Source organism: Polaromonas sp. (assembly GCF_039930745.1).
Taxonomy (GTDB): domain Bacteria; phylum Pseudomonadota; class Gammaproteobacteria; order Burkholderiales; family Burkholderiaceae_C; genus Polaromonas.
In genome coordinates this window covers 52023-62346 of sequence record NZ_JBDTTH010000015.1, presented here as the reverse complement: position 1 = coordinate 62346, position 10324 = coordinate 52023, and the positions used below count along the sequence as shown (strand labels likewise).

The 10324-nt window shown below is 63.4% G+C and carries 9 protein-coding genes; all 9 read right to left on the bottom strand.

The window, feature by feature from the left end; genetic code table 11:
* Positions 1-279: 279 nt before the first annotated feature.
* Positions 280-1401: an AAA family ATPase gene (locus ABI660_RS07735; protein ID WP_348066561.1), complete on the bottom strand. Its 1122-nt coding sequence runs from the start codon at positions 1399-1401 to the stop codon at positions 280-282.
* Positions 1347-1907 carry a nicotinamide riboside transporter PnuC gene (pnuC, locus tag ABI660_RS07730; RefSeq protein ID WP_348066565.1) on the bottom strand — a complete coding sequence of 187 codons (561 nt, stop codon included), beginning with the start codon at positions 1905-1907 and terminating at the stop codon, positions 1347-1349. The genes ABI660_RS07735 and pnuC overlap by 55 nt, the downstream gene beginning before the upstream one ends.
* Positions 1908-1912: 5 nt before the next feature.
* On the bottom strand, positions 1913-3262 hold the full coding sequence (locus tag ABI660_RS07725) for an AMP-binding protein (protein ID WP_348066559.1): 1350 nt from the start codon (positions 3260-3262) through the stop codon (positions 1913-1915).
* Complete coding sequence (locus ABI660_RS07720; protein WP_348066557.1) at positions 3262-3846, bottom strand: hypothetical protein; 585 nt, start codon at positions 3844-3846, stop codon at positions 3262-3264. The genes ABI660_RS07725 and ABI660_RS07720 overlap by 1 nt, the downstream gene beginning before the upstream one ends.
* A 2-nt stretch (positions 3847-3848) precedes the next feature.
* On the bottom strand, positions 3849-4811 hold the full coding sequence (locus ABI660_RS07715; protein ID WP_348066555.1) for a radical SAM protein: 963 nt from the start codon (positions 4809-4811) through the stop codon (positions 3849-3851).
* A complete protein-coding gene (locus tag ABI660_RS07710; RefSeq protein ID WP_348066553.1) occupies positions 4808-6559 on the bottom strand; it encodes a VWA domain-containing protein in 1752 nt (583 codons plus the stop codon). Before ABI660_RS07710 ends, ABI660_RS07715 begins: the two co-directional genes overlap by 4 nt.
* A gap of 29 nt (positions 6560-6588) precedes the next feature.
* On the bottom strand, positions 6589-7581 hold the full coding sequence (locus tag ABI660_RS07705) for a hypothetical protein (RefSeq protein WP_348066551.1): 993 nt from the start codon (positions 7579-7581) through the stop codon (positions 6589-6591).
* A 5-nt stretch (positions 7582-7586) separates the two neighbouring features.
* A complete protein-coding gene (locus tag ABI660_RS07700; RefSeq protein WP_348066549.1) occupies positions 7587-9167 on the bottom strand; it encodes an AAA family ATPase in 1581 nt (526 codons plus the stop codon).
* Positions 9168-9680: 513 nt separating this feature from the next.
* On the bottom strand, positions 9681-10319 hold the full coding sequence (locus ABI660_RS07695) for a hypothetical protein (protein WP_348066547.1): 639 nt from the start codon (positions 10317-10319) through the stop codon (positions 9681-9683).
* Positions 10320-10324 lie beyond the last annotated feature (5 nt).

Below are 10324 nucleotides of genomic sequence, written 5' to 3'. Positions count from 1 at the left end.
GTATTGGCCTCCGAAGCCAAGGGTCGTGGGTTCGATCCCCGCCAGCCGCACCAACTTTCCGTTGTAAATCAATGATTTATGATGTGCACACTACACCAATGTGATGCTTTGATTGGCTTTAATTGGCACACCGAGTGTGCCAAATTCGTGCCAGTAATTTGCAGTGTTGAGCGTTGCTTGATGACTCCCGGCGTGAGGCGCTGAAGTCAAGCGGTTGCCCCGGCATGCCGTCCAGAGTTAGCTTGGGGCGTCCGCTAGAGCAAATGCCGAGCAGGCTTTTCATCTGCGCGCAGTTGGGCTTCTAGTTGAGGCGCCGAGCTCTCTGCAGATGTGAGAAGCCGCGAAGGCTAGACGTTTCTGTTGACTGCCTTCGAGTTGGACGTAGGCAATGCCCATTGCGCTCAACTGCTTTAAGTACCATTCGTGCTGCCGCAGCCGGAAAGCATTGTTCTGGCGTGTGCCATCCTGCACAAAGTCGAAATCGGGCGCGCACAGAAACGTGATCTGATACGTGCGATCAGCCAGCCCCCGAAGCTCGTCCGCCACGGTGCCGAACAGCTCGTGGCTGTAGAAGGCTGTGGTTAACGGTGTCGTGTCGCAGATCAGCACCTCGTTGGCGTCCTGCGCTAGTGCGTGCTCGCGCGCGACTTGCGTCCGGCCAATGTGCACCATGTCTTCGAGCGCGAGCTTTCCTTGCCTTGATTCCCACAGCTCGCGCCCATATTCAGGTGCCCAGGCTGTTTGAAGCGCCGACGCCAAGGCTTCGGCCAGCGTGCTCTTCCCGGTTGACTCACCACCCAGCAAGCATGTGCGTGGGATGAAACTGGCGAACACTTCGGCGGAGAGGTAACCGCGGTGGGCTTGCGCGCTGCTTCGGATCCGCGTCCCAGAGATGGGTACGGTGCGACGGGCTTTGTCGACGCAGACATGCTCCACAACGCTGCCGAACCGCGCGGCTAGCACGGCTGCAAAACCGTCGCCATAGTCCTCGCTGGTGAAGACGGCATCGACCTTTTTGCCGAGAACATCGCCCAGCAGCCAAGCAACGAAATGGCGATGCACGTCATCGGGCTCCGTATCGAAGGGGACGGGTCGGGCTGCGACGCCATGTACTCGGCAAAGCAAGGCAAGCCGTTCGTCATCGATGACGTAGATCCCCGTGACCGGACACCGCGCCTTGAGCCAGTGTTCGCGGCACTCACTGCTGTACCCCGCGAAGCCGGGCTTCGTGTAGCTGATGAGGATCAGTTCGTCGCACTGCAGTTGCGCGCGGGCGATCAGCAGCTCGTGTCCGAGATGAAGCGGACAGAACTTTCCAACAACCAAGCCGCGGCGAAAACGCTTGTTCATGCCGACCCAGCCCGCATTGCCAGGTGCCGCCACCGATACCAGCCGATCCATGCGTTGCACCAGTAAGCGACGTAGAGCGCCGCAGTCAAATGCAGGCCGCGGCTAGCGAAGAGCGGAACGGCGATGGAGTTCACGATCAGCCAGACCGGCCAGGTTTCGACCCGGCGCTGCATCAGCAGGATCTGCGCCACGACGCTGAATGCGAGTACCGCCGAGTCGACAAACGGGGCGTAGGCGTCAGTGAAACGATCCAGCAAGATGCCGTACCCCAGCGTCGCTGCGGCGGCGGTCGTCACACCGATCAACAGCTGCGGCAACGCTGCGCGCGAAACCTTGGGCGCAGTCCCATTGCGCCCCCGCAGCCAGTGCCACCAGCCCATCAGGCTGGTCGCGATAAAGAACACCTGCAGCGCGACGTCCGCATACAGCTGGGCTCGGTAGAAGGTCACCCCGAACAGGATGGAGCCAATGACGCCGAGCCACCACGTGTGGACGCTGTTGCGGGCGGCAAGAACGATGGAAGCCGTGGTGATGGCATTGGCGGCGATTTCGATCATGCTGGTCACGGCGCCGGGGCTTCCAACTCCGAGGTGTATTGCAGCACTTTGCCATCGGTGGCGATCGGCTCGACTCGCAAGCGCACATCACCCAGCAACGTGCGAAGCGCCTTGCCGACCGCTTCCGCGTGTGGCATGGCGCGGGCAGCAAGGTGCAGCACGAAGCCGCCGTCTGCCTCCTGGTGCAGGGCAAATTGCGGCAGGGGCAGCGCGGCCAGTGCGTGCGTGACGTCGATGTTGTTGACCCAGGCGCCGTCCGCGCATTGGAAGCGGACGGGCTTGCGACCCTGTAGATCCATGAGTACCGGGCCTTCCGGGGTCCAGCCCAGCGTTCCATGGTCCCCCGTGCGATAGCGCAGCAAGGGCAGGCAGAAGTTGAAGCCGCCGCTCAATGTGATCTCGCCGGGTGTGCCTTCCGGAACGGCACGCCCATGCGCATCGAGGATCTCCACATACAGGCGATGCTGCAGCAGCACGTGGCCTCCTGCCTCGGCATCCAAGACGCCGATCGGGCCGGCTTCGTTCATGGAGTACAGGTCGAGCACCGGACAGGCAAAGCGGCTTTCCAGTTGCGCGCGCAACCCCGGCGAAAGCATCATGCCAACCGAGAGAATGGCGCGCGGCCTGGCTTGCACACGCAGCTGCAGCAGTTCGCCGAAGGAGATCGGATCGCCGGCAATGACCTCGGCTTGCAGCGCGTCCAGATAGGCTTCACGGTCACCGGGCCGACGCCAATCATCGGGGTGCAGGTTGATCTTGGCCAGGCCCGAATCGCCCATGGTGGGTGTGACCGAGACATAGGTGAAGCACTTCTTTTGCAGGCCAAGCAGGACGACGCCGACCTGGCCGGCCCCGTGCCGCAACTCGATCCCGAAACGGCGCAGCGCCCGCTTGTGGAACGCCAGGTAGCGGCCCGCCACCAGAGGATGGGATGCGATCAGCAGCGGATTGCCGGTGGTGCCCGTGGTCCGGAAATTGATCAAGCGATCGAGGGGCGCGCCGTCCGGAACGAAGCGCGCGATGTCGGCGCTTAAGTCAGCTCGGTCCGTCGTCGGGATGTCTTCGAAGCGTCGCGGCGGGGACCCCAGTTGCCGGAAATGCGGAACCTCCTCGTACACCTGCTGGACAAAGCCGGCGAGCCACTCGGGGTGGCCACCCCGCTGCCATCCGACGTGGGCGGCAGCCACCTCCTGCTCGAACGCACGCAGCTCGTCCAGCTCTTCGGAAACGAGCCGGTTGCCGCTTTCGTTGCGGAAGATCGGCGCCGCCGGGTGCTCGCGCAGGAACTCCAGCATCTTGCGTCCCTCCTCGCTCAAGGTGGGGCAGTAGTCAGTGTCTGATTTGCGGATAGCCATCACTCTCGGGTCCACTTGTCGGCGGAAGCTTCGGCTTGTTTGCGCACCAGGGCCTCCCGGATCGCGCGAGCCCGCGCCTCGGCGGAACGGCTTGCCTCGAGCAGCCGCCGGCGCTCGGCAGCACTGATCGCCGAAAGGCGGTCGGCGGCCTGTTCTGCAGTTTCACCAGCCGGGCGCAACCCCAGCCGCGCCAAGGTCAGGCGGGCGAGCTCTTCCCGCCGCTCCGCATCGATGACGAATTTCTGCGCCCCTGCGCCGGCAGCGAGTTCTGCGGCTGTCTCATGGAGGACCCGCAGCAGGTCGGCTTGCGCCAGCCCTTTGCCTTCAAACCATTCGTCCGCCAGCAGCCAGGCGATAAGGAGGGCAACCATCAGCCGGTTCCGGTCGGCAGAAAGATCCTTGCCTCGAAAGCGTTCCAGTTGAGGCAGCGCAGCCCGGCTGGAGATGCGCGCCAGCAGGTCGTTGATGACCGCGGGCACGAAGACTTGCCCGGCTGCACCGATACGCGGTTCATCGAGGAACTCCTGCGGCGTGTCCGCCAGGCGACGCAACAGGGTTTCGAGTTCAGGGCCGGGTTGGTGCATGGCTACGCCGTGAATTTGGAGAAGACCTGCGTGGAAGGGCAATCCTGGCAGGCCGCGACCGGGGCGCTGTGCCGACGGGCCGCGAAACGAGCGGAAAGATCCCGCAGATCCTCCACCGTCCGGAGCTCGTCGACCTCGACGCCATAGTCCCCGACCGTGAAGTCGCAGGGCGCCGCTTTGCCGGACTCGTTCACGAACAAGTAGCTCTTCGCCGGCCGGCAATTCGCACCGGCCAGCCGCTCGCCATTCGCCGTGGCCGAGATTCGCGCAACGTACTCGGCGCCGCCGCACAGCCGCACACCCTTCGCATCGAGATCGGAGCGCAATTGCGGAAGAAACCTTGCCAGCATGGCCGTGTCTTGTGGGCGAAGCGAGTTCGAAGGGTAGAACTCGGGCCGGTCCCGTCCGCCCAGCGCATTGAATGTGATCTCGTCGACGCCCCAGCCCGCGAGGGCCAGGCACAGGTCCGGAAAGCTGGCGAGGTTACGGCGCATCAGCACCACATTCACGCGAAGCTTGAGCGCCGAGCTGCTTGCCCTTTTGGCCGCGAGCTGCATGATGGCGGCACGGATTTTCTGGAAACCCCCGGGCCATCCGCGAATGTGGTCGTGGAAGTCCTGGAATCCGTCCACGCTCACTGTCAGCTCGGAAAAATTCTCCAGCACCAGCGCCTGCACCCGAGGCGAAGCCAGTGTGGTGCCGTTGGTGGTGGTGCTCTGGGCCAAACCCAAGCGCTTGAACTGGCTCGCCAGTTCGTAGAGCGGCGGCCACAAGGTCGGCTCGCCGCCCAGCCAGCTCAGGAGCACGCGGTCGCCCGTCTCCGACTGATAGCCCGCCAGCAGCTTGCCGAAGCGTACGGCCCGCTCGCCCGACAGTTCGATGCGCTCACCCGGAACCGACTTGTCCCAGGCGCAGAACGCGCACGTGAGGTTGCAGCGCTGGGTGACCCGCCAGACGACGATCATGCGTAGTGCCTGCTGCTGAAAGCGCGCGCGAAGTCCATCAGGTCTTCCAGCTGTGAGATGGCGAAGATCTCCCAGCCTTGCTCCCGCCGGGCGCGCTGCAGCGCCGTGTAGCTGGAGGCATTCCAGCCGGTTTGCGTGCTGTCCCAATTGGGGCTGATGTTGAGCGCCATCGTCCCACCCGCGCCGGCGGCGGCAAGCGCCTTTGCGGAGAGCTCCCAGCCATCGTTGCCGCGTTCGTCACGATCGAACATGGTGGTGATGCCGTCGTCGGAGATCATCAGGATGTGCGCAGGCCGCTCGCGCTTCGCTGGCCCGCAATGGGTTTCCCGCAGCCGGTGGATGGGAAAGGCCGTCGCTCCACCGTAGAAGCCGGTGAGCACATGCAGGATCTTCGCTTCTTCGCGGATGAATCCGCCGGTGTGCATGTATTGGTTTTTGCCGCTCCAGAGCGTCACCTGCACGAGCGAACCGGCACGCAGCGCGGACAGCGCTATCACGGCCCCGGCGAGACTGAGATAGGACATCTGGCGCTGGGGATTGGGCATCGACCCGGAGCTGTCCACATACAGGTCCAGGTCAACCGGCCTGCGCTCTTGGGTGTGGCCCTGCTCCTGGCCATACTGCCGCCGCACCGTGGTCAAACCTGGAATGACGCGGGGCGATTGCACGACGGTTTGCAGCCAATCGATCTCGTCGAGTGGGTCGCCCGTGTCCCAGGGTTCCAGCCCTTCCAGTTGGGGCTCGGGCCGATCGGGCACGGTTCGCTGGGGAAAAGGAACCAGGAACGGCAACGCGCGCTCGCGGTAGTACCGCACAGCGATCTCGTGGTCGTCCAGCTGGATGCCAGCGCCGCGCAGGATCTCGCCGTACTCGAAAGGCTCGCGTGCCTGGCCGCGGGATGGTTGCACGGCCCCGTCCGGTTCGGCGATAGTTCCGTCTTGCTCCTCGTCCTGGCCGGTTATACGGGAATCCGCGGCGGGATGGATGGCGCCCTCGGCCTCATCCGCCTCGATCTCCGCGCCGCCGAATGGCTCCGATCCAGCTGCGGCGCCGGTCATGTCGAGCAAATGCCGGATCGGGTCGCTCGCCTGTTTCTTGGCGTCTTCCACCAGGTAGTGAAGCAGCAGCGTGGCGAAACGGCCGGCCCCGGCGAGCCAGTCGCTCGCATACACCCGCACGAGGCGCGCGCCGAGCCAGGCATCGCCTTCACTGCGCTCGTCTCCCCGCTGGCCGCCCAGGCTGCCAACCTCCAGTTTCCAGAGGTTCTCGTAGATCCGCAGGTACAGATTCCACACCTCGCCGGGTGGCATCTTGGCATCGGCCCTTGCGGCCAGCGCGCGATACACGTCAGCCAGTCGCAATCCGGACTGCCGCTGCAGGCGGTCGTTGATGATCAGGTCTGCGTACAGGTTCGCGACCATCGGCGCCTGCTGCTCCAGCGTAGGCAGCGCTTTGCGGATTCTCGCCAGCAGCCTGAACTGCTCCGTCACGCTCCCCGGCACCAGGACGTGATGCCCGATCTCGTGCGCCAGGATCTCCACCGCATGGTCGCCCAGCCCCAATTCCTCGACGGCGGCCAGATCGACCACGACCCGCTGATCCAAAAGACGGATCATGGCGAAACTGCCGGTCAAGCCTTGTTCCTCTGCCTCCACACGGCTGGCACAAAGGTGCGGGTGGCTTAGCCGTGTGTACTTGCTCCACACTTCCAGCGCCTGCGGCCATGCGTCCTGCCAGCGTTGCAGCAAGGTCGTGGATTCCTGGACGGGAGCTTGCATCATTGCAGCGGGTACACGCTGATCGCGTGCGAGTACAACGAGGCAACAGCAGCCGTGTCCTCGTTGCAGACGACCGCCAACCCCTCGGAAGGCAAATCAAGATTCACCGTGCGGCTAGCGAAGATCAGCTGGCTTCCTTTCAAGACCACGGATGACGCGTTGCCGCGGGCTGGACCGGCATCGAACTCCTGCGCCGTGGCCGGCAGCAGCAACGCACCCCAAGCGTCGGCCACCAGCAGGCTGAACCGCATGCCGCTCTTCACCCAGAACCCCTGCGCCGCTGCGCGCAACTGCGGCGGCTCGCTGAAGGTACCGCCAAATCCGATGAACGCGCCGACACGCCACGATTGCTTCGGGTCAGGCCCGGGAGACCACCACCAATTGCGATGAAACTGGTCGCGGACCGTGTTCCATCCGGTTTCGACGGATGCGTCCACTGCCGCGAGGGCCAGCGCTTCGGGCAGGGCATCGGCGGCGGCCAAGGCGCCGCCCCGGAAGTGCGCCGCGCCGCAACGCCAGGCCAGCAGGGTGCCGAGGTTTCGCAGCTCTTCGGGCGAGCCCGCACGCGGCCCGAGCGAACGCATGCGCTCCAGCCATTCCCCCGCGCGTACCCCGGGGGTGCGGGCAAGGTAGACCGCCGCATTGCTCAACGCGCCCAACACCGCCACGGGCGATTCGGCGACCAGGGGCGCCAGCAGCGGAAACAGTTCGCTCCAGACCCGGTTGACCAGAACGCAGCGGGAGCCCGGGCCCGCCAGGCCCTGCGCGCAAAGGGCGAGCGCGATGTCGTAGGCCGCCAGCACCACGGTCGACGTCCGCGCGGGCACCGCTTGCTCCACTGCGACAACGACCGCATCCACGCCGGTCTGGAGAAACGCCGCAAAATCGTCATCCTTGAAACCAGGGGTGCGACGCCGGGCTTCTGCCGCGCGCGCATTGAACTGGGAGCGATCCGCCGCGAAAACTCGTCCAAGGGAAGCAGAGACGGCCATGGTTGCTATTGCGTTCGCAGCCAGTGCAGGTAGTTGGTGTAGCGTTGATGCAGGTACTTCAAGTTCTGCAGATCGTCGTGCTGGGGGCCGTAGAGCTTCTTGCCTTTGGTGAGCTCACCGACCAGTCGCTCGATGGCCACCAGCCGCGTGCGCGTTTCCCGCTCCGTGACCCCGTCCAATCCGCGCGCGAACTCCTTGGCCAGCTTTCCCACCGGGTCAGTCCGGTCCAGGTCGAGCCGGTTGAATTCCTCGCACGACAGATCGAACAGTCGGCGTAGCCAGCTGAGACGATCGGTGCGGTATCCGGCATTCCCGGGTGCGTTGAAAAATGGCGCCTCCAGGTCCGGCTGCAGCTTGTCGTGCAGGACAAAGGGAAGGACCTGGCGGAGGTCGTCCAATTCCACGCTCTGGTTGCCACGGAAATACGCGAGGGCCTTGCCATAGACCAGCAAGGTCATGAGGTTGCGCACGGAGACACCGTTGCGCGTCTGGCACCCCAGGTCCTTGAGCCGGTCGCGGCCGTTGTCCGCGGCCACGATCTGGGCCCAGTCCAGGCCCGACAGGCGGGCCGTGTCCTTCGTCATGTACTCGAACTGGACACCGGCAGTTTCCAGAAGCTCGAACTGGCTGCAGAAGAACTCGAGCCTGCGCCTGACCTCGTCAGGAACGAGAATTGCCCGAATCTCTTCGCCGGCGCGATCGACCTCTTTTTCGGTGAAAACAATCTCCGGAGGCACCAGTTCCTCGGGCCGCACGTTCTCCTCGATCCTCAGCAGCAACTGGTCGAGGAATCGCGGATTGAAGGCGAACGCCTGCACGATCACGTCGATGCGGTCGCGCAGCGCTTCGATCACCTGGTAGGTGCCCCCACCCTGGTCGTCGTTGGCCGTCAGGTACCAGGCCGACTCCGGGCACTCGAATATGTGGTTGAGCACTTCGGCATAGTTGTCGCCCATTACGGTGAGCAAGGCGCTTTGCGTGCGCGTGGGGATGCGGTTGTACTCATCCACGATCTTGACACGCATTCCAAGCCACGACCGCCACGCAATGCGGATGCTGTCCATGCTTTGTGCGCTGACGAGGTCGGCCGGAAGCGGGTTGCCGAGCAGGTCGGCTATGGTCATCTGCGGGTGCCCATGCTGCATGGCCCGGCGCACTTCGCGCACCGGGTAACCCGCGATCACGCCCATCAGAATGGCGCTGGCGGTCTTGCCACGGCCCGGCCCACCGACGAAGAGACACTTCTTGCGTGTGGCAAACGTCAGCAGCGGCAGCAGGATGAAGCTGGAGTAGCTCTGTGCGGACGGAAGCGAAAGTGTTCGCCGACTATCGCCGACGGCATAGGTTTGCGCGGGGCCGTCGTTGTATTCGATGTCGTAGTGAGGGCTGATGATGGCGTGGTTGACGATCCAGAAGTAGGCCTGTCGCAGCTTCTCATCTAGCGCAACTTCCTGCTCCAGTGCGCCCGCGGCGGCGGCGATGGGGCCCTGATAAAGATCGGCTACATCGAACTGGCGCGGCCAAGCGGCAACGCCAGGGTTTGTGGGAGCGCGCGAGACGCGTTTAAAAAGGTCAAATGCGGACATGGATCGCATTCTGAACGATCTTTGCCCAGGTATGCCGCTTTGTTGAGATATTTGGATGTTGCCCAAAGAGGGCGCCGCAAAACGGTATGTCCCAAGCCCCCCACAGACTTTCCGGAGGCGGCACGCTTATGCTTCAAAAAGCGGCACAGTTATGCTTCGCGCGACATGAAGGAGAGGGCCTCGAATTTCTGGGCGAGGCAGTATTGTGTGTTCAGCGAGACGAAAGATGAGCATCGTGCCTTGGTAGTGCGCGCAATGAGGTGACATCGGCGGCGTATAAACCCCATATCTGCCTGGACTCGAACCAGGATCTCGGCACGATGAGCTGATCTCCGCGGTCGGCATGTATGCCGAAGCTCTTTCCGTTGAGCTACAAATGGGGAACGACGCCCGGATTTGAACCGAGACCTCTGGTGCTGTACGATCAAAGTACCACCTGTGATCGTTAGCCCGCTTCCGCAGCGAGCATGCGCACCAACGCTGCTTCCGTTGAGCTTCGTCGTTAAAACTGTCTTATTTCAGTGTTGTTCGCTTTCGTTTTACCGGAGGCGGCGGCCTGTTCTTATCCGCCTCTGCTGCCTTCTTTGCCTCTTCTGCGTTAAGTGCTTTCTGTGCCTCCCAGTACTCACGTAGTGCTGCAACGTCTCGTTGGGCGCCGATTTCGTTCACCCGGTCTATAAATCGCGCATATAGCGCTTGCTGAATCTTGCCGATGGCGCGAAGCTGCTCCACGGCGGTGTTGGGGTTGAGCAGCAGTACGTAGTGGAAGTCCCCGGATGGGCCCGGGACGCACCGTATGAAGTTCAGCTCGACAAGCTGTTTCATGCGCTTGCGCCAGGTGTCAACCGCCCGCTCTCCGGAAAATCCTGCTTCGCTCGCATACGTCGCCGGATTCTCGATTACAAGCATCGGGTGGTCTGGCGACCGCGCCCAAAGACAAAACAAAGTGTGGCCCGCAGGGCGTCCCTTCGTCTCGTCGTCAATGGCCTGCATGGCGATAGGGAGCGTCCTCGGTAGTGTGGTGTAGCCGTCATTTACCTTGCGCTGCCAGATCCAGACTGCGGGGAAGCCCTTGAAATGCAATTCCATTTGTTGCTGTGCCCGCTCGGCCATGTTCAGCCGTTTTACCTTTGCTTGCTTTGCCGTAGCCATCATTC